The organism is Streptomyces sp. NPDC015242 (genome assembly GCF_043079125.1).
GTDB lineage: Bacteria > Actinomycetota > Actinomycetes > Streptomycetales > Streptomycetaceae > Streptomyces.
In genome coordinates this window covers 112,734-138,511 of the sequence record NZ_JBIBUF010000008.1, presented here as the reverse complement: position 1 = coordinate 138,511, position 25,778 = coordinate 112,734, and the positions used below count along the sequence as shown (strand labels likewise).

Annotated in this window: 24 protein-coding genes and 1 tRNA gene; 9 read left to right on the top strand and 16 right to left on the bottom strand. The window is 72.1% G+C overall.

What is annotated here, in order from left to right:
- Positions 1-22: 22 nt before the first annotated feature.
- Positions 23-1,186: a galactokinase gene (galK, locus tag ACF07N_RS26125; protein ID WP_392117287.1), complete on the top strand. Its 1,164-nt coding sequence runs from the start codon at positions 23-25 to the stop codon at positions 1,184-1,186.
- A 46-nt stretch (positions 1,187-1,232) separates the two neighbouring features.
- On the opposite strand, the gene ACF07N_RS26120 is transcribed toward galK, so the two are convergent.
- The 3 genes from ACF07N_RS26120 to ACF07N_RS26110 form a co-directional block, all read right to left on the bottom strand.
- A complete protein-coding gene (locus ACF07N_RS26120; RefSeq protein ID WP_392117284.1) occupies positions 1,233-2,255 on the bottom strand; it encodes a hypothetical protein in 1,023 nt (340 codons plus the stop codon).
- A complete protein-coding gene (locus ACF07N_RS26115; RefSeq protein ID WP_392117281.1) occupies positions 2,243-2,899 on the bottom strand; it encodes a hypothetical protein in 657 nt (218 codons plus the stop codon). Before ACF07N_RS26115 ends, ACF07N_RS26120 begins: the two co-directional genes overlap by 13 nt.
- A gap of 66 nt (positions 2,900-2,965) precedes the next feature.
- Entirely contained in the window at positions 2,966-3,436 is a 471-nt protein-coding gene (locus ACF07N_RS26110) for a GNAT family N-acetyltransferase (RefSeq protein ID WP_392117278.1), read from the bottom strand.
- A gap of 299 nt (positions 3,437-3,735) precedes the next feature.
- Between ACF07N_RS26110 and ACF07N_RS26105 the strand changes: the two genes are divergently transcribed.
- A complete protein-coding gene (locus ACF07N_RS26105; RefSeq protein WP_031117914.1) occupies positions 3,736-4,503 on the top strand; it encodes a response regulator transcription factor in 768 nt (255 codons plus the stop codon).
- On the opposite strand, the gene tamR is transcribed toward ACF07N_RS26105, so the two are convergent.
- Complete coding sequence (gene tamR / locus ACF07N_RS26100) at positions 4,462-4,959, bottom strand: MarR family transcriptional regulator TamR (protein WP_030242768.1); 498 nt, start codon at positions 4,957-4,959, stop codon at positions 4,462-4,464. The two genes, ACF07N_RS26105 and tamR, sit on opposite strands and share 42 nt — an antisense overlap.
- Positions 4,960-5,097: 138 nt before the next feature.
- On the opposite strand from tamR, the gene ACF07N_RS26095 reads away from it, so the two are divergent.
- Positions 5,098-5,916, top strand: a complete 819-nt coding sequence (locus ACF07N_RS26095) for a trans-aconitate 2-methyltransferase (RefSeq protein WP_392117274.1) — start codon at positions 5,098-5,100, stop codon at positions 5,914-5,916.
- 90 nt (positions 5,917-6,006) lie between these two features.
- Here ACF07N_RS26095 and ACF07N_RS26090 read toward each other — a convergent pair whose 3' ends face one another.
- Together ACF07N_RS26090 and ACF07N_RS26085 are read right to left on the bottom strand one after the other, a co-directional pair.
- The gene (locus ACF07N_RS26090; protein ID WP_383329957.1) at positions 6,007-6,684 is read right to left on the bottom strand and encodes a TetR family transcriptional regulator; all 678 of its coding nucleotides are present in this window, start codon (positions 6,682-6,684) and stop codon (positions 6,007-6,009) included.
- On the bottom strand, positions 6,681-7,700 hold the full coding sequence (locus ACF07N_RS26085) for an acyl-CoA desaturase (RefSeq protein ID WP_392117271.1): 1,020 nt from the start codon (positions 7,698-7,700) through the stop codon (positions 6,681-6,683). Before ACF07N_RS26085 ends, ACF07N_RS26090 begins: the two co-directional genes overlap by 4 nt.
- Positions 7,701-7,994: 294 nt before the next feature.
- Between ACF07N_RS26085 and ppc the strand changes: the two genes are divergently transcribed.
- Positions 7,995-10,727 carry a phosphoenolpyruvate carboxylase gene (ppc, locus tag ACF07N_RS26080; RefSeq protein ID WP_392117268.1) on the top strand — a complete coding sequence of 911 codons (2,733 nt, stop codon included), beginning with the start codon at positions 7,995-7,997 and terminating at the stop codon, positions 10,725-10,727.
- Positions 10,728-10,794: 67 nt separating this feature from the next.
- Here the strand turns inward: ppc and ACF07N_RS26075 are convergent, their stop codons facing one another.
- From ACF07N_RS26075 to ACF07N_RS26040, 8 genes are all read right to left on the bottom strand, one after another.
- The gene (locus ACF07N_RS26075; protein WP_392117265.1) at positions 10,795-11,487 is read right to left on the bottom strand and encodes an LPXTG cell wall anchor domain-containing protein; all 693 of its coding nucleotides are present in this window, start codon (positions 11,485-11,487) and stop codon (positions 10,795-10,797) included.
- 138 nt (positions 11,488-11,625) lie between these two features.
- Positions 11,626-12,117 carry a hypothetical protein gene (locus tag ACF07N_RS26070; RefSeq protein WP_392117262.1) on the bottom strand — a complete coding sequence of 164 codons (492 nt, stop codon included), beginning with the start codon at positions 12,115-12,117 and terminating at the stop codon, positions 11,626-11,628.
- 54 nt (positions 12,118-12,171) lie between these two features.
- Entirely contained in the window at positions 12,172-12,774 is a 603-nt protein-coding gene (gene pth, locus ACF07N_RS26065) for an aminoacyl-tRNA hydrolase (RefSeq protein WP_392117260.1), read from the bottom strand.
- 69 nt (positions 12,775-12,843) lie between these two features.
- Complete coding sequence (locus ACF07N_RS26060; RefSeq protein WP_383329974.1) at positions 12,844-13,440, bottom strand: 50S ribosomal protein L25/general stress protein Ctc; 597 nt, start codon at positions 13,438-13,440, stop codon at positions 12,844-12,846.
- Between the two features lie 195 nt (positions 13,441-13,635).
- Complete coding sequence (locus ACF07N_RS26055; protein WP_094053509.1) at positions 13,636-14,616, bottom strand: ribose-phosphate diphosphokinase; 981 nt, start codon at positions 14,614-14,616, stop codon at positions 13,636-13,638.
- A gap of 135 nt (positions 14,617-14,751) precedes the next feature.
- A complete protein-coding gene (glmU, locus tag ACF07N_RS26050) occupies positions 14,752-16,200 on the bottom strand; it encodes a bifunctional UDP-N-acetylglucosamine diphosphorylase/glucosamine-1-phosphate N-acetyltransferase GlmU (protein ID WP_392117256.1) in 1,449 nt (482 codons plus the stop codon).
- A 122-nt stretch (positions 16,201-16,322) separates the two neighbouring features.
- A tRNA-Gln gene (locus ACF07N_RS26045) sits at positions 16,323-16,393 on the bottom strand.
- A 6-nt stretch (positions 16,394-16,399) separates the two neighbouring features.
- Positions 16,400-17,002 carry a hypothetical protein gene (locus ACF07N_RS26040; protein ID WP_392117253.1) on the bottom strand — a complete coding sequence of 201 codons (603 nt, stop codon included), beginning with the start codon at positions 17,000-17,002 and terminating at the stop codon, positions 16,400-16,402.
- Positions 17,003-17,165: 163 nt separating this feature from the next.
- Here ACF07N_RS26040 and ACF07N_RS26035 point away from each other — a divergent pair, with 163 nt between their 5' ends.
- The gene (locus ACF07N_RS26035) at positions 17,166-18,467 is read left to right on the top strand and encodes a sensor histidine kinase (RefSeq protein ID WP_392117250.1); all 1,302 of its coding nucleotides are present in this window, start codon (positions 17,166-17,168) and stop codon (positions 18,465-18,467) included.
- 24 nt (positions 18,468-18,491) lie between these two features.
- Here ACF07N_RS26035 and ACF07N_RS26030 read toward each other — a convergent pair whose 3' ends face one another.
- Positions 18,492-18,986, bottom strand: coding sequence for an SUKH-3 domain-containing protein (locus tag ACF07N_RS26030; protein WP_392117247.1), 495 nt, complete (start codon positions 18,984-18,986; stop codon positions 18,492-18,494).
- A gap of 104 nt (positions 18,987-19,090) precedes the next feature.
- On the bottom strand, positions 19,091-19,678 hold the full coding sequence (locus ACF07N_RS26025) for a YwqJ-related putative deaminase (RefSeq protein WP_392117244.1): 588 nt from the start codon (positions 19,676-19,678) through the stop codon (positions 19,091-19,093).
- 388 nt (positions 19,679-20,066) lie between these two features.
- Here ACF07N_RS26025 and ACF07N_RS26020 point away from each other — a divergent pair, with 388 nt between their 5' ends.
- The 4 genes from ACF07N_RS26020 to ACF07N_RS26005 all read left to right on the top strand — a co-directional run bounded on the left by ACF07N_RS26020 (position 20,067) and on the right by ACF07N_RS26005 (position 25,762).
- On the top strand, positions 20,067-21,071 hold the full coding sequence (locus tag ACF07N_RS26020) for an SMI1/KNR4 family protein (RefSeq protein ID WP_383345280.1): 1,005 nt from the start codon (positions 20,067-20,069) through the stop codon (positions 21,069-21,071).
- A gap of 7 nt (positions 21,072-21,078) precedes the next feature.
- The gene (locus ACF07N_RS26015) at positions 21,079-24,066 is read left to right on the top strand and encodes an SUKH-4 family immunity protein (RefSeq protein WP_392117241.1); all 2,988 of its coding nucleotides are present in this window, start codon (positions 21,079-21,081) and stop codon (positions 24,064-24,066) included.
- Positions 24,067-24,268: 202 nt separating this feature from the next.
- The gene (locus tag ACF07N_RS26010; RefSeq protein WP_392117238.1) at positions 24,269-24,730 is read left to right on the top strand and encodes a carboxymuconolactone decarboxylase family protein; all 462 of its coding nucleotides are present in this window, start codon (positions 24,269-24,271) and stop codon (positions 24,728-24,730) included.
- A gap of 147 nt (positions 24,731-24,877) precedes the next feature.
- Positions 24,878-25,762 (top strand): cellulose-binding protein, encoded by an 885-nt coding sequence (locus tag ACF07N_RS26005; RefSeq protein ID WP_392117235.1) that lies wholly within the window; start codon positions 24,878-24,880, stop codon positions 25,760-25,762.
- Positions 25,763-25,778: the final 16 nt, after the last annotated feature.

Below are 25,778 nucleotides of genomic sequence, written 5' to 3'. Positions count from 1 at the left end.
CGGAAGGGTCAGGGGTCAGGGCATGAGCGAGGCTGTTGCCGAGACGGTCGCCGAGCGGTTCGCGGAGCTGTACGGATCCGCGCCGGACGGGGTGTGGGCGGCACCGGGCCGCGTCAACCTCATCGGCGAGCACACCGACTACAACGACGGCTTCGTCATGCCGTTCGCGCTGCCGCACCAGGCGGTGGCCGCGGTCTCCCGCCGCGAGGACGGTGTCCTGCGCCTGCACTCGGCGGACGTCGAGGGCGGCGTGGCCGAACTCCGCCTCGACGACCTCGCGCCCGAGTCGGACAAGAAGTGGACGGCGTACCCGGCGGGCGTGGTCTGGGCGTTGCGCGAGGCGGGTCACGCGGTGACCGGCGCGGACGTCCACCTCGCCTCCACCGTCCCCTCGGGCGCGGGCCTGTCGTCCTCGGCGGCCCTGGAGGTCGTGGTCGCCCTGGCCCTGAACGACCTGTACTCCCTCGGCCTGCGCGGCTGGCAGCTCGCCCGCCTGTGCCAGCGCGCCGAGAACGTCTACGTCGGCGCCCCGGTCGGCATCATGGACCAGACGGCGTCGGCCTGCTGCGAGGCCGGCCACGCGCTGTTCCTCGACACCCGCGACCTCTCCCAGAAGCAGATCCCCTTCGACCTGGCGGCCGAGGGCATGCGCCTGCTGGTCGTCGACACGCAGGTCAAGCACTCCCACAGCGAGGGCGAGTACGGCAAGCGCCGCGCGGGCTGCGAGAAGGGCGCGGCCCTGCTCGGGGTGGACGCGCTGCGCGACATCCCCTACGACGGTCTGGACGAGGCCCTGGCCCGCCTCGGCGACGAGGAGGAGGTCCGCCGCCTGGTCCGCCACGTCGTCACGGAGGACGAACGCGTCGAACGGGTCGTCTCCCTCCTCGAATCCGGCGAGACCCGCGCGATCGGCCCGGTCCTCGTCGAGGGCCACGCCTCCCTGCGCGACGACTTCCGCATCTCCTGCCCCGAGCTGGACCTGGTCGTCGACACGGCCCTGACGGCCGGCGCCCTGGGCGCCCGCATGACCGGCGGCGGCTTCGGCGGCTCGGCGATCGTCCTGGCGGAGGAGGCGGACGTCGACGCGATCACCAAGGCGGTGACGGAGGCCTTCGCCGCGGCGGACTTCACCACCCCCCGCGTCTTCGAAGCGGTCCCCTCCCCGGGAGCCCGCCGCCTCCACTGACCCACCCCGGGACCGGCCCCCTCCAAGGACGCCGGTCCCACCCACCTCAGCGATTGACGGCCTGGATCTCCTGGACCGGCACCTCGGTGGTGGTGGCGAACGTCCCCTCGGGCAGTTCACCGCCCGTTCCGCCCGCGCCCTTCCAGGTGATCTCCCAGGTGAGAGTCGCTTCGAGAGCGTAGGTGCCGTTCCCCGACGATCGCAGGTACCGCACCCCGCACGGCGGTGTCCGCTCCGCCTTGCCCCTGGCGTAGGGCTCTCCGATCGAGCCGTTTTCGTCGATCAGACACTCGCCGGACGCCGGAAGGGTCTCGGCGTCGTCCGTTCCCGCATCGATGTGCAGGCTGACCGGCTCGGCGGTCGTGGTCGCCCACAGCCCGGTGCCGGGCAGGCTCGCCGTGACGGAGACGGGCTTGAAGGCGCCCTTGTCCAGCCAGAGCCAGGTGGGGGCGTTCACCGTGGACCTGCCGTCCGGCGCCATGGAGATCCTGGTCGGCGGCACGACGGTCCGCTGGTGAGCCAGACCCGCGAGGGTCTCGGTGTCGATGGCCTGGGGGACGTCGGGGGTCCGGCCGTTGTCGACCCAGAAGGGGTCCCGCGTGCAGGCCTTGGCTGCCGGGTCGTCCGTCATCTCCGGGTTCTTGACGGCCACCCACCACATGCCCTCGTCGTTCTTGTCGACGTTGAAGTCCTTGTAGGGATGACCCGTCTTGTAGCGCGCCCGGGCGTCCGCGATGCCCTCGGGCGCGCCCCCGGCGGACTCGTACATCGACCACTTGGCCTCGGTGAAGGTCTTGAAGTCCTCCGCCTTCCAGTACGGCTCGTACCAGCAGGCGGGCGGCTGCCAGTCCACGGCCGTGGAGGTGATCGGACCGCCGTCCTCGGGTGCGGTGCCCTTGACCGTGATGCTGACGCGGGATTCCAGCAAGGCACCGGAGGAACCACCGGACGTCGCGCGCTCCTGGCTGCCGATCGCGTCGAACCCGCCGGCTGCAGCCGGGAAGGCGCCGACGCCGACCAGCACCGTGGTCAGCGTCGCCACCCCGAGGCGTCGCGTCAGGGCTGGCACTTCTGCGCCCCCCGGTCCTCCGTCAGGTCCCACGTCTGCCACACGCCGTCCGCGTTCTTCTTCAGGCCGAGGTTGTAGAAGACGTAGCTGTCGGACGTGGTCTCGGTGCCCTGCAGCTTGTTCGTCTCGCGGTTCTTCAGGTCTGCCTTGCTCTCGTCGACGCAGTACGTCAAAGCCGCCGACTTCTCGTCGAACACCGTCACCTGGCGGTCGTAGTAGCGCAGGGTGCCGGCCCAGCTGGTCTTCTTCGCGATGGCGCCCTTGGCGTACTGGTAGACGCCGGCCAGCGCGTCGTCGGTGTAGTAGAAGGCCATGCCCGACTGCTTCACGTCGCCGAGCGCCATGGCCTGCCACACCGTGCTGACGGTTCGCTCGTTGTCCGCCAGGATCGCGTCCTTCGTGGCGTCGCCGGTCCGCTGTCCCTCGAAGACCAGCTTCATGTCCGAGGGCAGCTCGATCTCCGGCCGTCCCACCCCGTCCGCCTCAGCAGACGCCGAGGGTGGAGCCGACGGCTTCCGGCCCGCGTCCGCGCCGGCGATCGCGTCGGACGACGATCCGTCACCTCCCCCCGAGCCGCAGGCGGTCAGCAGCAGGGCTGCGGATGCGGTGAGCGCGGCTGTCACGAGCCGGGCGGGGCGGTTCACTGTGTGCTCCCGTTGACGTGGGGGGTGACTGCGAACCCACGCTATCCGGACGCCCGCCCGCGATGATCAGGAGGTGGGCCGGCACAGCCTCTTCACCAGCGTGTACTCCGTGATCCCCGGCGGATAGTCCGGCACCACGCACACCACTTCGTAGCCCTGCTTCTGATAAAAGCGCGGGGCCTGGAAGTCCCAGGTCTCCAGGCGGGACGAGCGGCAGGCGCGTTCCCGCGCGGCGGTGTGCTCCGCCCGGGCGAGCAGCCGGGCGCCCAGCCCCCGGCCCCGGTGGCGTTCGTCCACCCACAGGTACGTGACGTGGAGCCAGGTCGCCCAGGTGTGGCCGACCAGGCCGCCGGCCAGTTCGCCGTCCGAGTCGTTCACAGCCCACACGTGCAACGGAACCTCCCGTTCGTCCGGCGTCCCGCGCAGGGCGCGCAGGACCGGAGAGGCGGCTGTGTTCGTGTCCCGCAGGCGCGTACGGAGCAGATCACGTCGGGCTTTGTCGACTTCTGTCTCAAGACGGAACATGCGGCACACCATAAACGCGCCGGACAGTCAGTTCTGCAAATAACCTTCCGCTCCGGGCCCCCGCCCGTACCCTGATGAACAGCACCGGTGGGGGCCGGTGCCGATCAGGGGGCGAGACAGCCGGGTACGACGCCCGGAGTGGGGGTAGCGGTTCCTGCACGGCGGCGGCCGTGCGGCTGCGGCGACCCGGGTCGGCTGCGGCAAGGACGGACGGACAGGCGCAGCCGACGGCACACTCCGGGGTCGTACCCGCGCGGGTCGACTCCCGACGGGTATCCCCTGCTCTTCAAGAGCTCGGGTAAGGGGGTTTCGTGGTTCGCATCCGAGTCCTGGTCGTCGACGACCACCGCATCTTCGCCGAGTCACTCGCCGCGGCCCTGGCCGCCGAGCCCGACGTCGACGTCTCCGCCGCCGGCAGCGGTCCCGCCGCGCTGCGCAGCCTGGAGCGCGCGGTCGCCGAGGGGCGCCGGTTCGACGTGCTGCTCGTCGACGCCGACCTGGGCGGCAAGGTGCCGGGCGCACGCCCGGCCGTCCCCGTGCAGGAGGGCAACGAGGACGGGCTCGTGGACGGCATATCCCTCGTCACGGGCGTGCGCTCCGCGCAGCCGAACGTGCGGATCGTCGTGCTGGCCGAGAAGGACGACCCCCGGCGGGCCGCGCTCGCACTGCAGGCCGGTGCTTCCGGCTGGGTCGCCAAGGACTGCTCGCTGTCCCGGCTGCTCACCGTCATCCGGGGCGTGCTGCGGGACGAGACGCATCTGCCGCCGGCCCTGCTCACCGGTGTCCTGCGGGAGCTCACCGCCGCCCGCAAGCACCGCACGGAGAGCGAGCGGCTGGTGGAGTCCCTCACGCCGCGTGAGCGGGAAGTGCTGCGGTGCATGGTGGCGGGGCTGGGGCGCAAGGCCGTCGCCGAGCGCCTGTATCTGTCCCCGCACACCGTGCGGACCCATATGCAGAACGTCCTGGGCAAGCTCGGGGTGCACTCCACGCTCGCCGCCGTGGCCCTGGCCCGGCGGGCCGGGGTCGGGCCCGTCGACCTAGCCGGGGATGTTGTCGAACGGGGCGGTCAGCTGGCGTAGCAGCCCGGCCAGTTCGCCGCGCTGGGCCCGGCTGAGCTCGGCGAGGATCGCGCGCTCCTGGTCCAGCAGACCCGCCAGGGCCTGGTCCGCGCGGTCCCTGCCCTCGTCCGTGAGCCGGACGAGCACGCCCCGGCGGTCGCTGGGGTCGGGCAGCCGTTCCACCAGGCCCTTCTTCGCCAGGCGGTCGATGCGGTTGGTCATCGTGCCGGAGGTGACCAGCGTCTGGGTCAGGAGCTGCCCGGGCGAGAGCTGGTACGGCGTGCCCGCGCGGCGCAGGGCCGTGAGGACGTCGAACTCCCACGGCTCCAGGCCGTGCTCCGAGAAGGCCAGGCGGCGGGCCCGGTCCAGATGCCGGGCCAGCCTGCTCACACGGCTGAGCACCTCGAGCGGTTCCACGTCGAGGTCCGGGCGCTCCCGGCGCCATGCTGCGACCAGCCGGTCGACCTCGTCCTCCATGACGATCAGTGTAGTGGTTGTGTCGACGTAGAGTCTCTTGATGTCCATTATCTTGACATCGAGATACCTTGCGGATCACGCTGGGTGTGCGCCTGTCCGTGCCCTTGCCCGGCCGCCTCGAAGGACACAGGAGGATCCATGCCCCCCGCCGCCGACCCCACCTGGGACCCCGCGCAGTACCTGCGCCACGCCAGCCCCCGCGCCCGGCCCTTCGCCGATCTCCTCGCCCGCGTCCCCGGCCTGCCGGACGAGCCGGCCCGCATCGCCGACCTCGGCTGCGGCCCCGGCAACGTCACCGCGCTGCTCGCCGCCCGCTGGCCCACCGCCCGGATCACCGGCTACGACAACTCGCCCGAGATGCTCGACCGGGCCCACGTCCATCACGAGGGCCCGACCCCGGGCGGCGGACACCTCGACTTCACCCCCGCCGACGCCCGCACCTGGACGCCCGGCGAGCCGTATGACCTGATCGTCAGCAACGCCACCCTGCAGTGGGTGCCCGGGCACGCCGAACGCTTCGCCGACTGGGTCGCCGGGCTGAAGCCCGGTGGGATCCTCGCCTTCCAGGTGCCCGGCAACTTCGACGCCCCCAGCCACCGGCTGATGCGCGCACTCGCCGAGTCACCGCGCTGGCGCGACCGGCTCGCGGGCACCCTGCGCCACGCCGGCGCCGTGCTCACCCCCGCGGCCTACCACGAGCGGCTGACGGCGCTGGGCTGCGCCGCCGACGTGTGGGAGACGACGTACCTGCATCTGCTGCAGGGCGAGGACCCGGTGCTGGACTGGGTGAAGGGGACCGGCCTGCGGCCCGTGCTGAGCGCGCTCGCCGACGAGCCCGAGGCCCGCGAGGACTTCCTCGCCGCGTACCGGGAGGCCCTGCGCGAGGCCTATCCGGCCGGACCGCACGGCACGCCGTTCCCGTTCCGGCGGATCTTCGCCGTGGCGCGGCGGGCCTGACCGCCGCCCGGCCCGTGCGGCCCGGGTGGGTGACGAGGACGCGCACGACGGCGCCGAGGAGGTGCCGGAGCCTTGCGGCGCCCGGCCGGCTCAGGCCTTGCGGCGCCCTATCAGGTGCGGCTTGGCCTCCAGGCCGTCCAGGCCGTGCCACGCCAGGTTCACCAGGTGCGCGGCCACCTCGGCCTTCCTCGGCTTGCGCACGTCCAGCCACCACTGGCCGGTCAGGGCGACCATCCCGACCAGGGCCTGGGCGTACAGCGGCGCCAGCTTGGGGTCGAAGCCCCGGCTCTTGAACTCGCGGCCCAGGATGTCCTCCACCTGGGTGGCGATGTCCGAGATCAGCGAGGCGAACGACCCGGTGGACTGGGGGATGGGCGAGTCACGGACCAGGATGCGGAACCCGTCCGTGTACTCCTCGATGTAGTCCAGCAGCGCGAACGCCGCCTGCTCGCACAGCTCGCGCGGGTGACCGGCCGTGAGGGAGCTGGTCACCATGTCCAGCAGGCGGCGCATCTCGCGGTCCACCACGACCGCGTACAGCCCTTCCTTGCCGCCGAAGTGCTCGTAGACCACCGGCTTGGAGACCCCGGCCTTCGCCGCGATCTCCTCCACCGACGTGCCCTCGAACCCCTTGGCGGCGAAGAGCGTGCGACCGATCTCCAGCAGCTGCTGGCGGCGCTCGGCACCGGTCATCCGGGTGCGACGCGCTCGCCGCGGCTTGTCATTGCTGGGGGTGCTGCTCGAGTCGGTCGCCACAGCGACCATCATGCCGCCTCGACGGGCTCCTTCCCGCGCCGGGAGCCGCCTTCCCCGGTGGTACGCCGAGAATCGATACGCGAGCGTGACGGCCACCGCACGTCGTACGCCCACCCGGCCATCTCGAACCAGCGGATCAGCCGGGCCGAGGAGTCGAGCTGGCCGCGCATCACACCGTGCCGCGCCGAGGTCGGGTCGGCGTGGTGCAGGTTGTGCCAGGACTCGCCGCACGACAGGACCGCCAGCCACCACACGTTGCCCGAGCGGTCACGCGACTTGAAGGGGCGCTTGCCGACCGCGTGGCAGATCGAGTTGATCGACCAGGTCACGTGGTGCAGCAGCGCCACCCGGACGAGCGAACCCCAGAAGAAGCCCGTGAAGGCGCCCCACCAGGACATCGTCACCAGACCACCGATCAGCGGCGGCAGCGCCAGCGACACCACCGTCCACAGCACGAACTGGCGGGAGATCGCACGCAGCGTCTTGTCCTTGATCAGGTCCGGGGCGTACTTCTCCTGCGGCGTCTGCTCCTCGTCGAACATCCACCCGATGTGCGCCCACCACAGGCCCTTCATCAGGGCCGGCAGGGTCTCGCCGAACCGCCACGGCGAGTGCGGGTCGCCCTCCGCGTCGGAGAACTTGTGGTGCTTGCGGTGGTCGGCCACCCAGCGCACCAGCGGCCCCTCGACCGCCATCGATCCCGCGATCGCCAGCGCGATCTTCAACGGCCGCTTCGCCTTGAAGGACCCGTGCGTGAAGTGGCGGTGGAACCCGATCGTGATGCCGTGGCACCCCAGGTAGTAGAAGAAGACCAGCAGACCGAGGTCCAGCCAGCTCACTCCCCATCCCCACGCCAGCGGCACGGCCGCCAGCAGCGCGAGGAACGGGACGATGATGAAGATGAGGAGGGCGATCTGCTCGATGGACCGCTTCTTCTCGCCGCCCAGCGTGGCGGATTCCGCTGCGGCGTCGATGGGCTGACCGGGCGCCTTCGCGGCGTCCTCGATCACGTCGGAACTACTGGTCATACGCGTCCCCTGGGGGGTATGTGGATGGAGAAGGAGTCGCCGGGCCACGGGAATCCGTGCCGTGCTTCCTACGGTTCCGTAACCTACGGCATCGTAAGTATGGCAGTGCGTCGCTTCGCGGCAAGAGCCCGACAGCCTGCGCGTCCCGGCCGACACCTATCCTTGAGTCGGTCGGACAGCGCGGTCCGCTCTGATTTCTTCCCGGACGTCCGGCCCCGTAAGCGGCGCCCGCCGCGCGAGACGCCGTCCGGGTTCCCTCCCAGACGAGCTTCAACACTGCAAGGAGCCGCACCTGTGAGCAGTGCCGACGACCAGACCACGACGACGAGCAGCGAGCTGCGTGCCGACATCCGCCGCCTGGGCGACCTCCTCGGAGAGACCCTCGTCCGGCAGGAGGGCCCCGAGCTGCTGGACCTCGTCGAGAAGGTCCGCCGCCTCACCCGAGAGGACGGCGAGGCCGCCGCCGAGCTGCTGCGCGGCACCGAACTCGACACCGCGGCCAAGCTGGTCCGCGCCTTCTCCACCTACTTCCACCTGGCCAACGTCACCGAGCAGGTCCACCGCGGCCGCGAGCTGCGCGCCCGCCGCGCCGCCGAGGGCGGCCTCCTCGCCCGCACCGCCGACCGCCTCAAGGACGCCGACCCCGAACACCTGCGCGAGACGGTCCGCAACCTCAACGTCCGGCCCGTCTTCACGGCCCACCCCACCGAAGCCGCGCGCCGGTCGGTCCTCAACAAGCTCCGGCGCATCGCCGCGCTCCTGGAGACCCCGGTCATCGAGTCCGACCGCCGCCGCCTCGACATCCGCCTGGCCGAGAACATCGACCTCGTCTGGCAGACCGACGAACTGCGCGTCGTACGCCCGGAGCCCGCCGACGAGGCCCGCAACGCCATCTACTACCTCGACGAACTCCACGCCGGCGCCGTCGGCGACGTCCTGGAGGACCTCACCGCCGAGCTGGAGCGCGCCGGTGTCAAGCTCCCCGACGACACCCGCCCCCTCACCTTCGGCACCTGGATCGGCGGCGACCGCGACGGCAACCCCAACGTCACCCCCCAGGTGACCTGGGACATCCTCATCCTCCAGCACGAGCACGGCATCAACGACGCCCTGGAGACCATCGACGAGCTCCGCGGCTTCCTGTCCAACTCCATCCGCTACGCCGGCGCCACCGAGGAACTGCTGACCTCCCTCCAGACCGACCTGGAGAACCTCCCCGAGATCAGCCCCCGCTACAAGCGCCTCAACGCCGAGGAGCCCTACCGGCTCAAGGCCACCTGCATCCGGCAGAAGCTGGAGAACACCAAGAAGCGCCTCGCCGAGGGCACCCAGCACGTCGAGGGCCGCGACTACCTCGGCACCGGCGAACTCCTCGCCGACCTGCGGATCATCCAGGACTCCCTGCGCGCCCACCGCGGCGGCCTCTTCGCCGACGGCCGCCTCGCCCGCACCATCCGCACCCTCGCCGCCTTCGGCCTCCAGCTCGCCACCATGGACGTCCGCGAACACGCCGACGCCCACCACCACGCCCTCGGCCAGCTCTTCGACCGCCTCGGCGAGGAATCCTGGCGCTACGCCGACATGCCCCGCGAGTACCGTGCCAAGCTCCTCGCCAAGGAGCTCAGGTCCCGCCGGCCCCTCGCCCCCACCCCCGCGCCCGTCGACGCGCCCGGCGAGAAGACCCTCGGCGTCTTCCAGACCGTCAAGAAGGCCCTGGAGGTCTTCGGACCCGAGGTCATCGAGTCCTACATCATCTCCATGTGCCAGGGCGCCGACGACGTCTTCGCCGCCGCCGTCCTCGCCCGCGAGGCCGGCCTCATCGACCTGCACGCCGGCTGGGCCAAGATCGGCATCGTGCCGCTGCTGGAGACCACCGACGAGCTCAAGGCCGCCGACACCATCCTGGAGGACATGCTCTCCGACCCCTCCTACCGGCGCCTGGTCGCGCTGCGCGGAGACGTCCAGGAGGTCATGCTCGGCTACTCCGACTCCTCCAAGTTCGGCGGCATCACCACCAGCCAGTGGGAGATCCACCGCGCCCAGCGCCGCCTGCGCGACGTCGCCCACCGCTACGGCGTCCGCCTGCGCCTCTTCCACGGCCGCGGCGGCACCGTCGGCCGCGGCGGCGGCCCCACCCACGACGCCATCCTCGCCCAGCCCTGGGGCACCCTGGAGGGCGAGATCAAGGTGACCGAGCAGGGCGAGGTCATCTCCGACAAGTACCTCATCCCGTCCCTGGCCCGGGAGAACCTGGAACTGACGGTCGCCGCCACCCTGCAGGCCTCCGCCCTGCACACCGCGCCCCGCCAGTCCACCGAGGCCCTCGCCCGCTGGGACGCCGCGATGGACGTCGTCTCCGACGCCGCCCACGCCGCCTACCGCCGCCTCGTCGAGGACCCCGACCTGCCGACGTACTTCCTCGCGTCGACACCGGTGGACCAGCTCGCCGACCTGCACCTGGGCTCCCGGCCCTCCCGCCGCCCCGGCTCCGGCGTCTCGCTCGACGGCCTGCGCGCCATCCCCTGGGTGTTCGGCTGGACCCAGTCCCGGCAGATCGTCCCCGGCTGGTTCGGCGTCGGCTCCGGCCTCAAGGCCCTGCGCGAGGCCGGCCTCGACACCGTCCTCGACGAGATGTACGAGCAGTGGCACTTCTTCCGCAACTTCGTCTCCAACGTCGAGATGACCCTCGCCAAGACCGACCTGCGGATCGCCCAGCACTACGTCGACACCCTCGTCCCCGACGACCTCAAGCACGTCTTCGACACCATCAAGGCCGAACACGAGCTGACCGTCGCCGAGGTCCTCCGCGTCACCGGCGAGAACGAACTGCTGGACGCCGCCCCCGTCCTCAAGCAGACCTTCGCCATCCGCGACGCCTACCTCGACCCCATCTCCTACCTCCAGGTCGCCCTGCTCAAGCGGCAGCGCGACACGGCCGCCGCGGGCGAGACCCCCGACCCGCTGCTCGCCCGCGCCCTGCTCCTCACCGTCAACGGCGTGGCGGCCGGCCTGCGCAACACCGGCTGAACCGGCCCCGCACACGAACAGTGCCCCCGAGCCGCACACGGCTCGGGGGCACCGCTCATGTCACACCTCAGCCGCGACCCGCCTGCCGGCGACGGAACACCAGGAACCCGCCGGCCGCCAGCAGCACCGCCGCCACACCCGACAGCAGGCCCACCGGCGCCCCGCTGCCCGTCTCGGCCAGATCACCGCCGGCGACGCCCTGCGGGGACGGCGACGACGACGCACCCGCGCCCGCCGACGCGCCCGGAGACACCGACGCACCCGGCTCACCCGGTTCGCCCGACGGAGCCTCGGACGCCCCGGACGACGGCGACCCGGACGCCGACCCGGACGGCGTCCCACCACCGGGCGCCTCGTCCCCGCAGTCCGTCCAGAACACCTTGTGCTTCGCCGCGCCCTTCTCGCCGTCGAAGTTCCAGAACAGCTTGTAGTGCCCGTCGGGCAGCGACAGGTCCGCGCTGCGGCCGTGCCCCTCGCCGTCCAGCGTCAGGGCACCCGACTTCACCGTCTGTCCCTTGTTCTCGCTCGGCGGGATCGCGTCGATGTGCCAGTCGACCTGCTGACCGCCGTCGAAACCGAAGGCGTCCAGGTAGAACGTGCACACGTGCGGCTCGTTGCGGCGCAGCTCCTCGCCCGTCGTGGCGTCATGGATCTTGACCGTGCCGTTGTCACCGGGCGGGGTGGCGTGCGCGGCGGGAGCGAGCAGGAGGACCGCGGAGGCGGCGGCGCACACAGCGCCGCAGCGGGAGAGGGTTCGCATCGGGAAGTCGTCCATCTTCGAGAAGTGACGGGAAGATGTGGAGGGGGCGGCTCAGCTTCCAGCCTCGCCCGACCGCACGTCAATCACGAACGCACAACACTCGGGCCCCTCCACAGACCTGGAGAACGCCCCGACCCCTCAGACGGTCACGAAAGCCGCGGTCAGCAACGCCACACCCGACAGACCCAGCACCCACGCCGCCCGCGTCCGCAGCAACCCACCCGCCACCACGACCGACGCCAGCAACAACGCGCCACCCAGCGGGACCCACGCGTACAGCACACCCGCCGGCCCCGACCGCACCGCCTCGGCACCGCCCGGCTTCAGCACCACCGTGTACGTCCGGCCCTGCTCCACCGCGACCGACCGCTCCAGCACCACCCGCGCCCGCGGCTGCGCCCCCGCCGTCCGCGGCGCGAACCGGCCCCAGCAGGACCGCTCCCCGCACCGCGCCACATCGACCGTGCCCTGCTCACGGCCCTTCGTCAGCATCACGTGCTGCGCCGTACCCCACGACGCCCACACCCCGGCGATCAGGATCAGCACCGCCACCACGCCCATCACGGCGAACCGTCCGCACCGCAGCACGACGGCCGCGACCGGACGAGAGGAGACGGCATGGGCAGGCATGGCCGGGATCATTGGCCATGCCTCAACGGCCCGTCAACCTCACCGGGCGACAAGTCAGGAGTTGTACGTGCTTTGCGCCCGCTCCAGCCCCTCGATCACCAGACACTCCACCGCGTCCGCCGCCCGGTCCACGAAGTAGTCCAGCTCCTTGCGCTCCGCCGGCGAGAAATCCTTCAGCACGAAATCCGCCACCGGCATCCGCCCCGGCGGCCGCCCGATCCCGAACCGCACCCGGTGGTAGTCCGCCCCGAACGCCTTCGTCATCGACTTCAGACCGTTGTGCCCGTTGTCGCCGCCCCCCAGCTTCAGCCGCAGCGTCCCGTAGTCGATGTCCAGCTCGTCGTGCACCGCCACCACATGCGCCACCGGCACCTTGTAGAAGTCCCGCAGCGCGTTCACCGGACCGCCCGACAGGTTCATGTACGACATCGGCTTCGCCAGGATCACCCGCCGGTTCAACGGCCCCGGCGGCCCGATCCGCCCCTCGACCACCTGCGCCTGCGCCCGCCCGGCCCGCTTGAACCTCCCCCCGACCCGCTCCGCCAGCAGATCGGCCACCATGAAGCCCACGTTGTGCCGGTTGCCCGCGTACTCCGGCCCCGGATTGCCCAGCCCCACGATCAGCCAGGGAGCGGCGGCATCGGTCGTCACGTCCATGTCTCCTTCATACGCGTCGGCCGCTGCCCCGCACGGGAACAGCGGCCGACGAAACGACGACGAAGAGGATCAGGCCTCGGCGGCCTCGTCCCCAGCGGCCTCCTCGCCCTCCGGGGCCTCCTCGGCCTGCGCGGCCAGCACCTGAAGGACGACCGCGTCCTCCTCGACGGCCAGCGTCGTGCCCTTCGGCAGCGTGATGTCCTTGGCCAGGATCGAGGCACCGGCCTCCAGACCCTCCACCGACACCGTCACCGACTCGGGGATGTGCGTCGCCTCGGCCTCGACCGGCAGCGCGTTCAGCACGTGCTCCAGCAGGTTGCCGCCCGGGGCCAGCTCACCCTCGGTCTGCACCGGGATCTCGACCGTGACCTTCTCGCCACGCTGGACCAGCTGCAGGTCCACGTGCTCCAGGAAGCCCTTCAGCGGGTCACGCTGCACGGCCTTCGGGATCGCCAGCTCGTTGGTCTTGCCGTCGATGTCCAGCGCGATCAGGACGTTCGGCGTACGCAGCGCCAGCAGCAGGTCGTGACCCGGCAGCGTCAGGTGGATCGGGTCCGAACCGTGCCCGTACAGAACACCCGGAACCTTGTCCTCACGACGGATGCGGCGCGCGGCACCCTTGCCGAACTCGGTGCGCGTGGCGGCGGAGATCTTCACCTCGGACATAACACTCACTCCTCGAAGTCAGAAACGGACGTGGTCACCCGGCCACGAACGGCCTGCTACGAAGAGCGCGTCGATAACGGACCGCCGCATCCCGCCAAACAACGGGAACGGCCTCCCTCGCCGAGCAACTGCAGCAGTCTACTCGGACCCGGAGGCCGCACCCAAAACGATCTACACAAGCCCCACCAGGGACCCCTACTGCTCGTCGAACAGGCTCGTCACCGAACCGTCCTCGAACACCTCACGCACCGCGCTCGCGATCGTCGGCGCGATCGACAGCACCGAGATCTTGTCCAGGTCCCGGCCCAGCTCCGACGGCGTCGGCAGCGTGTTCGTGAACACGAACTCACTCACCCGCGAGTTCTTCAGCCGGTCCGCCGCCGGACCCGACAGCACACCGTGCGTCGCCGTCACGATCACGTCCTCCGCACCGTGCGCGAACAACGCGTCCGCCGCGGCACAGATCGTCCCACCCGTGTCGATCATGTCGTCCACCAGGACACACACGCGACCCTTCACCTCACCCACGACCTCGTGGACGGTGACCTGGTTCGCGACGTCCTTGTCCCGGCGCTTGTGCACGATCGCCAGCGGCGCGCCCAGCCGGTCGCACCAGCGGTCCGCGACCCGCACCCGGCCCGCGTCCGGCGACACGACCGTCAGCTTCTCCCGGTCCACCTTCCGGCCCACGTAGTCCGCCAGCAGCGGCAGCGCGAACAGGTGGTCCACCGGACCGTCGAAGAAGCCCTGGATCTGGTCCGTGTGCAGATCCACCGTCAGGATCCGGTCCGCACCCGCGGTCTTCATCATGTCCGCGATCAGACGCGCCGAGATCGGTTCACGCCCACGGTGCTTCTTGTCCTGCCGCGCGTAACCGTAGAACGGCACGATGACCGTGATGGAGCGGGCCGACGCACGCTTCAGCGCGTCGATCATGATCAACTGCTCCATGATCCACTTGTTGATCGGCGCCGTGTGGCTCTGGATCAGGAAACAGTCGGCACCCCGCGCCGACTCCTGATAACGCACATAGATCTCACCGTTGGCGAAGTCGAAGGCCTTCGTCGGGACGACCCCGACACCCAGCTGTTGGGCGACCTCCTCCGCAAGCTCGGGGTGGGCGCGGCCGGAGAAGAACATCATCTTCTTCTCGCCGGTCGTCTTGATCCCGGTCACAGCACTGTCTCCTCAGAGGTGTCGCAGCTGGGTGTCGAGAGACCTCGCAGCCGGCTTGCCGGAGGCCGTCTCAGCTGGTGGGGGTGCGGGTGTGCACTTATCACCGTACGCCGTGTTTGAGGCACCGGTTTCCGGTCACCCCTCGTCGGCCGGCTCCCGGAACGCCGCCTCCGCCGCCTTCGCGGCAGCACTGCCCGGACGCTTACGAGCCACCCAACCCTCGATATTCCGCTGCTGACCACGGGCCACGGCCAGCGAACCGGGCGGCACGTCCTTCGTGATCACGGACCCGGCGGCGGTGTACGCACCGTCCCCGACCGTGACAGGCGCCACAAACATGTTGTCCGAACCGGTCCGGCAGTGCGACCCGACCGTCGTGTGGTGCTTCTCCTGACCGTCGTAGTTCACGAACACGCTCGCGGCACCGATGTTCGTGTACTCACCGATCGTCGCGTCACCCACGTACGACAGGTGAGGCACCTTCGTCCCCTCACCGATGGCGGCGTTCTTCGTCTCCACGTACGTACCGATCTTGCCCTTGGCACCCAGACGGGTACCCGGACGCAGGTACGCGTACGGCCCGACCGTCGCCTCCGGGCCCACCTCCGCGCCGTCGGCCACCGTGTTGTCGACGCGCGCACCGGCCCCGACCAGGGTGTCCTTCAACCGCGCGTTCGGACCGACCTCCGCTCCCTCACCGAGGTGCGTCGAGCCGTGCAGCTGCGTACCCGGGTGCACGACCGCGTCCTGCTCGAACGTCACGGTGACGTCGACCCAGGTCGTGGCCGGATCGACGACGGTCACACCGGCGAGCATCGCCGCGTTCAGCAGCCGGTCGTTCAGGATCCGGCGCGCCTCCGACAGCTGCACCCGGTTGTTGATGCCGGCGATCTCCCGGTGATCCCCGGCCACCGACGCACCCACCCGGTGCCCGGCCTCCCGCAGGATCCCCAGCACATCGGTCAGGTACTCCTCGCCCTGGCTGTTGTCCGTCCGCACCTTCTTCAGCGCGTCGGAGAGCAGCCGGCCGTCGAACGCGAACACACCCGAGTTGATCTCACGGATCGACCGCTGGGCGTCCGTGGCGTCCTTGTGCTCGACGATCGCGGTGACGGCACCGGTGGCCTCGTCCCGCACGATCCGGCCGTAGCCCGTCGCGTCCGGCACCTCGGCGGTCAGCACGGTGACCGCGTTGCCGTCGGCGGAGTGCGTCTCGGCGAGGGCCCGCAGGGTGGCGCCGGTCAGCAGGGGGGTGTCCCCGCACACGACCACGACCGTCCCGTCGACGGACCCGCCCAGCTCCTCCAGGCCCATCCGCACGGCGTGCCCCGTGCCGTTCTGCTCCGCCTGCACCGCGGTGCGCACGCCGGGGGCGATCTCGCCGAGGTGGGCGGTGACCTTCTCGCGCGCGTGGCCGACCACGACGACCAGGTGCTCGGGGTCCAGCTCGCCCGCGGCGGCGAGCACGTGCCCGACGAGACTGCGACCGCAGAGCTCGTGCAGGACCTTGGGTGTGGCCGACTTCATACGGGTGCCCTCACCCGCTGCGAGAACGACGACGGCTGCCGGGCGGTTGGCGCTCACGGGATGCCCTTCGGCTGTGGATGGGGTGGGGGTGACATCCGCAGGATACCGGGGGGTTTTGGGGGCGACATGAGTGCGGGTCCTGACTGGGCTTGCCAGTCAGGACCCGAACCGAGCATGGGCTCCCGGGGGAGGACTCGAACCCCCATGATCAGAACCAAAATCTGACGTCTTGCCCTTAGACGACCCGGGATTACCGCTATGTCCGATTTGGTAGATCGGCCGCGGAGTCAGCCCCTACTATGCCGTACCAGGCGCCTTCCATGCGACGGTACAACTCGGCGCTCCTGGTTACGTAGATGGCCAAGCAGCCTCGATAGGAGTCGCCGACGTTCTTGCGGACGGTTCTGGGGTTGTGCCTCTTCAGTGGGGTGCGCTGGAAGGTTGCGGCGTCCGGGCCGACGAGTTCGGCCCAGAAGTTCTCGGCTGCCGCCACGTCAGCGGACTCGTGGATGTAGACGCGGAACCGGAGGCGCTCGCGTTCGACGCCCAGTGACTCCAGCCAGCGCAGGTAGAAGCGAACGACGTTCGGGTCGCTGTTGATGAACTGAAGGTTCTCGCGGCGCTGCCGACCGTGCATCTTGTCCTTGCTGCCCTCGGCCCAGTAGAGAACGACACCGGCCAGGAAAAGCTCTCTTGGTGACAGGTCGCCGATCGCTGTCCAACCCTGGAGCCGTAGCTCCCTCGCCCTCTCGCGGAGGTCGTCCTTGGCGTTCGGGCGTTTCGTCCAGGCGGGCGGGGGCTCGCCCGTTCTCGCAAGCCCTCGAAGTCGGTGTATTTGCCGGTGGCATGTGTCATACACATACCGTCCGGGCGGAATGGAGGGTTCCGGGGTCGAACGGTGAGCGGTTCAGCAGTTCGAGGGATATCGGGTGGTTTCGCGGTCGATCGGTCACGGAGTGTGGTGGGGGCCGGTCCGGGAAACTCACCGGAAAACCGGCGGTGGGCGCCCGTAGGCTGGAGGCATGACCGCGACGGGGGAAGACCATGTGACGGCCCGGGGAGGGCCGTGGTGGTGGGCCAGGCGGCGCAGTGCCGTGTTCGATATCAGTCTGGCCGTGGTGTCCGCGCTGGAGTGCGGGCTGGAAGGGATTCCGTTCGCCAGGGACGCGGGGGTCCCGGTCGCGGCGGGAGTGGTGTTCGGTGTGCTGGCCGGTGCCGTGCTGGTCGTGCGGCGGCGGTGGCCGATCGCCGTGGTGCTGGTGTCGATCGCCATCACGCCGGCCCAGATGGGTTTCCTGCTGGGCATTGTGGGCCTGTACACGCTCGCCGCGGCGGAGCTGCCGCGGCGGATCATCGCCTCACTGGCGGGGATGTCGCTGGTGGGGACGCTCATCGTGACGTTCGTGAAGACGCGGCAGGACATGGTCCGCGGGGATCTGGACCTGGGTGACTGGTTCGTGCCGTTCGCGGCGATCACGATGTCGCTGGGCTTCACCGCGCCTCCGGTGCTGCTCGGGCTGTACGTGGGGGCCCGGCGGCGGCTGATGGAGAGTCTGCGGGAGCGGGCGGACAGCCTGGAGCGGGAGCTGCAGTTGCTGGCCGAGCGGGCGGAGGAGCGGGCCGAGTGGGCCCGGAACGAGGAGCGGACGCGGATCGCCCGGGAGATGCACGACGTGGTCGCGCACCGGGTGAGTCTGATGGTGGTGCACGCGGCGGCGTTGCAGGCGGTGGCGCGGAAGGATCCCGAGAAGGCGGTGAAGAACGCCGCGCTGGTGGGGGACATGGGGCGGCAGGCGCTGACCGAGTTGCGGGAGATGCTCGGGGTGCTGCGCAGTGGCGGGGACGAGCGGCGGGTGCGGGCGGCGTCGGCGCCGCTGGCGGCGGTGGGGGTGGCCGCGGCGGCGGCGGCTTCGCGGACGGCGGACGACGAGGGTCCGTGTCTGGCGGAGATCGAGGAGCTGGTGGGGCAGTCGGCCGCTGCGGGGATGGTGGTCGACCTGTCGGTGGAGGGGGATGCCCGGTCGTACGCGCCGGAGGTGGAGCAGACGGCGTACCGGGTGGTGCAGGAGGCGCTGACGAACGTCCACAAGCACGCGGCGGGGGCGAAGACGTACGTGCGGCTGGCGCATCGGGTGTCGGAGATCGCGATGCAGGTGGAGAACGAGCCGCCGGGGGAGGGGGCGGCGTCGTCGGCGGGGTTGCCGTCCGGGGGGAACGGGCTGGTGGGGATGAAGGAGCGGGTGTCGGCGCTGGGCGGGGTGTTCGTGTCGGGGCCGACGGACGCGGGGGGTTTCCGGGTGTCGGCGGTGATTCCGGCGTCGTAGCCGGGGCTGTTTCCGGGGCCCGGCTCAGCCGGTGGTGAGCCGGGCGGGTGCGGCGCCGGTGATGAGGGTGGTCAGGGCCTGGTCGATGTCGGTGCCGAGGTACCAGTCGCCGGTGTGGTCGAGGGCGTAGGCGCGGCCGTCGCTGTCGATGGCGAGGAGTGCCTGGTGGTCGGTCTCGGTGCCGAGGGGGCAGACCTCGGTGCCGAGGGCGCGGCCGAGGTCGCCGAGGGTGCGGGCCATGTGGAGGCCGTGGAGCGGGTCGAGGTGGAGGGCCGCGGGGGCGACCTGGCGGCCCGGGCCGGTCGGGGTGATGCGGAGTCCGCCGAATTCGGCCCAGGCCTCGACGGCGGCGGGGAAGACGGTGTGGCGGTGGCCGGCGGGTGAGACGTGGTCGCGCAGGGCGTCGGCCCAGATCTCGGCTTGTTTGATGTCCCAGCGTCCGGGTTGCCAGCCGGCGGCGCGCAGGGCCGCGTCGACGGGTACGGCGAAGCGGGTGGTCGAGGTGCGGTCGGTGTGCATCTGCCCTTCGTCTCGTCGAGGTCATGGGGTGGCGCGCGTGTGTGTGGGGTGGGCGTGCCGGGGTGTCTGGTCGTGCGGGGGGTGGGGATGGGGGTGCCCGGGCGTCAGTTCCGGGGTGTCGGGTCGACTATGCGGACGCCGAAGTGGGCGCTGAGCGCGGTGCAGGCGCGGCAGGGGGCGGCGAAGCTGCCGTGGAGGGGGTCGCCGTCCTCGCGGATGCGGCGGGCGGTGAGTTTGGCCTGCTTGAGGGCTTTGCGTGCCTCGCCGTTGGTCATGGGTTTGCGTGCGGCGCGTTTGCTGCGGGCGGCGTCGGCTGCGGCGATGTGGCGGGAGATGAGGATGGTTTCGGCGCAGCGGCCGGTGAAGCGGTCGCGTTGGTCGCTGGTGAGGGTGTCGAGGAAGTCCTGGACGAGGGGGTGGAGGGCGGGGGGTGTGTCGCCGCGGGCGGCGGTGCCGGTGAGGGTGGCGCCGCGGACGGAGAGGGCGGCGGCGACGGTGGGGAGGATGCCGTCGCGGCGGTGGCGGAGGACGGGGGCGTGGGGGGCCTCGGTGGCGCTCCAGCCGATGCGGGGGTCGCCGGCTCGCGGGTCGGCGGTTCGCGGGTCGGCGTTGCGGGGGTCGCCGGCGCGTGGGGCGCCGTTTCGTGGGTCGGCGGACCGGCCCGTGTGGGGTCCCGTCTGTGTCGCGTTCATGATCGTCTTCCCCTCCGTGCATCCCCCGGGAGGTCACAGACTGCCAAATGCCGTGGCTCGTGCGGAAGCTGGGGCGGGGCGACACGCCCGTAGCGGGGCGTGCCGTCACGGTGGGGTGACGCCTGGTCACGGAAGCGGAAGGGGGTGCGGGCCGGTGCCGGTGACCGGTGTCGTCGTACCGCATAGGCTGTCGGCACCGCGGGCGATGCGGTGATCCGTTCGGAGATCGATGCAGTGAACCGGAGGGTGATCCGTGAGGTGGGCGCGTGCGGTGAAGTGCGCCGCGGCGCACAGCAGTCGAGACAGTGGACGTGACAGTCGATACGGGCCGTAGTGCGCCAAGGGTGGTCAATACGGGTCGTACAGAGTGCCGCAGGGGGCAACCGCCATGACGACAGGTCGGCTCGGGCAACAAGCCGCGCCGCCGAACGCGGCCTACGCCGGGCAGGTCGTGCATTTCCCGGATCCGGTCCGGGCGGCCCGTCACCCGAGAGGGGTACGGGTGGACGAGCGCGGTTACCCCGACTTCTCGCCCTATGCGCGTGCGGCCGCGGAGATCGCGGAGCCGCCGGAGGGCTTCGGTGTCGACGAGTTGCGGCTGACCGACTACGTGTCGGCGAACACGGCGCTGGCGGCGTCCGGGCACGAGCTGTGGGACACGGTGCCGGCGGTGGCGACGCCGCACGGCTGGACATGGCACCACGTGGCGGGCTCGCGGCGGCTGGAGCTGGTCCCGGTCGAGGTGAAGGCGCTGCTGCGGCACCACGGTGGGGTGGCCACGTCGGGTGTCGACCACGCCAAGCGGGGGACGCGGCCGTTGCAGGAGACGCGTCCGGCGCACTTCGGGCTGCCGAAGTCGGGTGTGGCGGTGACGGAGTCGCAGGTGCAGGGCGTCGAGGAGGAGCTGGGGTATCGGCTGCCGGGGGCGTACCGGTCGTTCCTGAAGGCGGCGGGCGGCTGCGCGCCGGTGGGTGCCGCGCTCGACGCGGAGCTGGGGCTGCTGGTCGACCAGCCGTTCTTCACGGTCCGCGACGAGGCGGCGGTCAACGACCTGGTGTACGTGAACAAGTGTCTGCGTGACCATCTCACCAAGGACTACCTGGGGATCTCCTTCGTCCAGGGCGGGTTGCTCGCGGTGAAGGTGAAGGGCGAGCGGATCGGTTCGGTGTGGTTCTGCGCGTACGACGACGCGCGGGACGTGGATCCCTCGCTGCCGCCTGCGGAGCGGGTGGAGCGGCTGCTGCTGCCGTGCGGGGACGACTTCGACGTCTTCCTGTCGCGGCTGGCCGGCAATCCGCCGGAGTTGGAGACGGTGGCGAACCTGATGGTGGACGGCGGGTTCGCGCGTGTGGTGCCGGTGGACGCGGTGCCGTCCCCGGGTATGGGGGAGTGACGCGGCGATGGTGACCTTCGCACAGGCGCAGGAGCGCGCGGAAGAGTGGATCAACGGGGACGTGCCGTCGTACCAGCATCGTGAGGTGCGGGTGCGGGAGTTCGACCTCGGGTTCGTGGTGTGGGCCGAGGACCGGGCGGACGGGCCGCGGTCGGACGGCGGCGCGCAGCGGCTGGTGATCGCGCGGGACAGCGGGGAGGCGACGCTGTGGCCCGGGCTGCCGGTGGGTGAGGTGATCCGCCGGTACGAGGAGGAGTACGGCCGTTCCGACGCGGCGGACGAGCCGGCGCCGGCGCCCGCGCGGGTGGATCTGAACCAGACGTCGTTCCTGCTGACTCCGCCGGAGTGGTTGCAGGACGCGGCGGACAAGCTGGGGATCCCGGACCGCCGGACGGCGACGTCCGGCGGTGGGGGTGCCTCGGAGGGTGCCTCTGTGGGTGCCCCGGGGAGCGCCTCCGTGGGTGCCCCGGGTCGTGAGGGTGCCCCTGCCGCGCCGGACAGCGGCGCGTCGTGGCCGGCCGCCGGGGGGAGTGACGCGGGGGTCGCGTCGGACGCGTCCGGGGTTCCGGAGGTGCCGGGTGCGCCGGACGCTCCGGCAGTCCCTGCCGGCCCGGCTGCCCCGGGTGCGCCTGCCGGGGCGACTCCGTGGGCGGGTACGGACACCAACGGCGATGCCGGTGACGACCGTTCCGTACCGCTGCCCGCGACGGTGTTCGCGCCGCCGCTGAGCGAGAGCGACGGGGGTACGCCGCCGTCGACGACGCCCGACGCGAAGACGGCCCTCATGGCGGGCGGCAGTCAGCTTCCGCCGACGGCGCTGTCGCCGGCGGTCGACGATCCGAACGCGCCCGGTGCGGCGGCGGCCGAGGGGCCGGGGTACGGCCACGCGCCCGGGGCTGCCGCGTCCGGCGGGCCGGGTACGCCGCCGGGCGGTGTGCCGCACGGCAGCGCGCTTCCGCCCACGCAGGGCGGCCCGCCGTACGGGTATCCGCAGGGGCCCGGGGGTGCCGGTGTGCCCGGTGGGTCCTCTGGTCCCGCCGGTCCCGCCGGTGTGCCGCAGCCGCCGGCCGGGCCGGGGGCCGCCGCGCCGAGCGCCGGGGACATCGCCGACGCGGTGACCAGCAAGGCGACCCCGCCGCCGGGACGCAGCCGGGGTGCGGGTCCGGCCACGCCGCCACCGCCGGGTGCCCCGGGCACGCCGGGTGCGCGGCCGGGCGACACGCCTCCGCCGTCGGGGCCCGGCGCGCCGGGTACGCCGGCGGGCGGTTACGTGCCCACGCAGATGGTGTCGGCGCTCGGACCCGAAGGACCGGGAGGACCGGGAGGACCGGGAGGTTCTCAAGCCCCCGGCGGGCCTGGTGGTCCCGGAGCTCCCGGCGGGCCTGGTGGCCTCGGCGGCCACGGCGGTCAGGGTCTGCCCGGGGCCCCCTCCGGGCCGGGTGCGCCGCAGCCTCCCGGGGCCGCGAACGCGCCCGGCGCGCCCGGTGGTCCAGGTGCGCCGCAGCCGCCGGGCGTCCCGAATCCGCCCGGCGCGCCCGGTGCTCCCGGCGGGACGCCGCCCGGCGGAGTTCACCACGCCGCCACGATGTTCGCCGACCCCGGCCGGATGGGTCCGGGTGGGCCTCGGCCTCCGCAGCCGCCGGGGCCTCCCGGTGTGCCGGGTGCGCTCGGTGCGCCGCAGGCTCCCGCCCCGCAGGCACCCGGCGCGCCCGCTCCGCCCGCTCCGCCCGGCCGGCCCGGCGCGCCGCAGCCGCCGGGTGCTCCCGGCGTGCCCGGCGGTCCGGGGCCCGTGCACCACGCGGAGACCATGCTGGCCACGCCCCCCGCGGGCGGCCCCGGCGTGCCTCCGCCGCCGCAGGCCCCCGGCGCACCCCCCGCCGCGCCGGGCGCCCCCGGCATGCCGCCGGCGCCGCACGGTGGGGTGCCGGGTGCGATGCCGCCCGGCGCCATGCCGCCGCCGCCCGGTCAGCCCGTGCCCGGGCAGCCCCCGGCGTACGGCTACCCGCAGCAGCCCACCGGGCAGCCGACCGTCGGCCCCGGCTACCAGGCCGTGCTGCGCTACCGCGCGCAGGACGGTTCCGAGCAGCAGCTGATCCGGCGTTCCGCGCCGGGCACGCCGCACCCGGAGTGGCAGATCTTCCACGAGCTGCGCGCCATGAACGTGCCGCCGGACCAGGTGCTGGAGCTGCACACCGAGCTGGAGTCGTGCGAGCTGCCGGGCGCGTACTGCGCGCGGATGATCCGGGAGCAGTGGCCGCAGGCGCGGATCACGTCGATCGCGCCGTACGGCACGGACCACGCGAGCCGGCAGCAGGGCATGCAGCAACTGCTGGTCCACCAGGGCGAGTTGCACCAGGTGGCGGACGGGCCGGCGCGTCCGGCGCCGGTGCGGGCCCCGCTGCCGCCGGTGCAGGCGGTGCCGCCGATCCCGCCGGAGGCCATCGCGCAGGAGCTGGCGGCGGCGTTCGGGCCGGGGGTGTTCCGGTTCGAGCAGGCGGCCGTGTCCCGGCAGGGCGTGCCGCCGGTGGTGGCGCACACGCTGGTCGCTGCCGGGCTGCCGCTGGACATGGGCCCGTTCTTCTGGGCGCAGGCGCAGCCGGGCAGGCCCGTGCCGACGCTGGCGGAGCTGGCGGCCGAGCGCGGTGTGCAGCCGGCCTCGGACGCGGGCTCGTACCTGGTGATGGGCAGCGACTTCGGCAAGGCGATCTGCGTGCAGTACGGCACCGCCAACATCGTCGCCGTGCCGGTGGAGGCCGGGCCGGGCGGGGCGCCCGTGCCGCCGCAGTTCGTGAACACCGGGCTGCCGGAGTTCGCGCGGTGTCTGGCGCTGCTCGGCCGGATGTGGCGGCTCAGGTTCGGCCTGAACCAGGAGCAGGCGGGCCGCTGGACGGTCGACTTCCAGGCGCAGCTGGCCGCGCTGGACCCGGCGGCGCTCGGCTCGCCGGAGAGCTGGTGGTCGGTGCTGCTGGAGCAGATGTGGGACGGCTTGCTGTGACGCTGTGACGCCGTGACGTCGTGAGGCCGTGACGCCGTGACGGCGGACGTGCCGTGAGGAGCCGGGCCCGGTCGTTCGTACGACCGGGCCCGGCTCTTTTCCCGCGGGTACGAGATTTTTCTCCGCCGGGCTGTCACACCGTCCTCCTTCGCTCCGTCAGTGCAGTGACAGCGACGCACCGCCGACACAGGAGGCAGAGACCATGCAGGCACGGATGAAGAACCCGGCGTTCGTCCTTCCCGCCGCGATGAAGGGCATCGGCGCCCTGTCGCAGGCGATCGGGGAGAGCGGTCTGCGGCAGGACGTGGCGGAGTTCGCCGGGCTGCGCGCCAGCCAGATCAACGGCTGCGGTGCCTGCGTGCACGGGCACACCGTCAATCTCCGCAAGGCCGGGGTGAGCGAGGAGCGCATCGCGGCCGTCGCCGCCTGGCGGCACGCGCCCTTCTTCTCGGACACCGAACGGGCCGCGCTGCGGCTGGCCGAGGCGATGACGCGGCTGGCGGACCTCTCGGGGGAGTCCGTGCCGGACGCCCTGTGGGACGAGGTGGCCGACCACTTCGACGAGAAGGAGCTGGCGGGGCTGATCCTCACCATCGCGCTGACGAACCTGTTCAACCGCATCAACACGACCGTCCAGGAGCCCGCCGGCACGACGTGGGGCTGACGGCCGCCCGGGCCGGACGGGGCCCGTGACCCCGGTGCGGAGTGTCGCGTTATGCACACTTCCGTCTGATCCACCAAGATGTGCGCGAAATCGTCCCGTTCCCGGGCGGTTTCGCGTCGCGTCGGTGTGGTGGAGAGGGGCCCCAGGATGAGCAGCGCTTCGGTGTCCCCGTACGGCTTCCCGGTCGTGCGGGGGCGCGGTTACCGTCCCGAACAGGTCGACGCCTGCGCCGAGGCCCTTTCCGCGGACCGTGACGCGGCCTGGGAGCGGGCCGCCCGGCTGACCGTGCTCGCCCGGCGGATGGACGAGGAACTGGGGCGGTTGCGGAACGCGGTGGCGCGGTTGCGGCCGCAGACCTACGAGACGCTGGGGGAGCGGGCCCGCCGGCTTCTCGAACTCGGGGAGCAGGAGGCCGCGGCGGTCCGGGAGGGGGCGCGTCGGCAGGCGCGTCAACAGGTGGAAGCGGCGCGGGCGTCGGCGGCCGGCGTGCGCGAGTCCGCACGGGCGCGCGCCGACGCCGTGCGCGCCGACGCCGGTGAACGGGCCCGGCAGCGGCTGCTCGCGGCACGTGCCGAGGCCGACGACATCCGGGGCGAGGCCGGGCGCGCGGCCGGGGAACAGCGCGGTGAGGCACTGGCCGCGCTGCGGGAGATGCGGCAGCGCACCTCCGGGATGCTCGCCGAGCAGGCGAAGGAACATGCCGAGCGGTGGGATGCGGCCGAGCGCGAGGAGGCCGAGCGGGCGGCCGCGCTCGACGTCCGGTACGCGGAGGAACTGGCGCGCGCCGAAGAGGCACTGTCCGAGGCGGAGCAGGCCCTCGCCGACGGTGAGACCGAGGCCCGCGGCCTGGCGGAAGAGGCCGACGCACGTGCGGCACAGCTGCTGGCCGGGGCCCGGGCCCGGGCGGAAGCGGTCGAGTGCGAGACACGACGGCTGCTGCGCGCGCACGCCGACCAGCTGGACGGCGTGCGCGCTCACATCGACCATGTGCACAGCAGCCTGGCGGCATGGGCGGGGCAGGCGGCGGAGTGAACACTCGCGGGCCGTC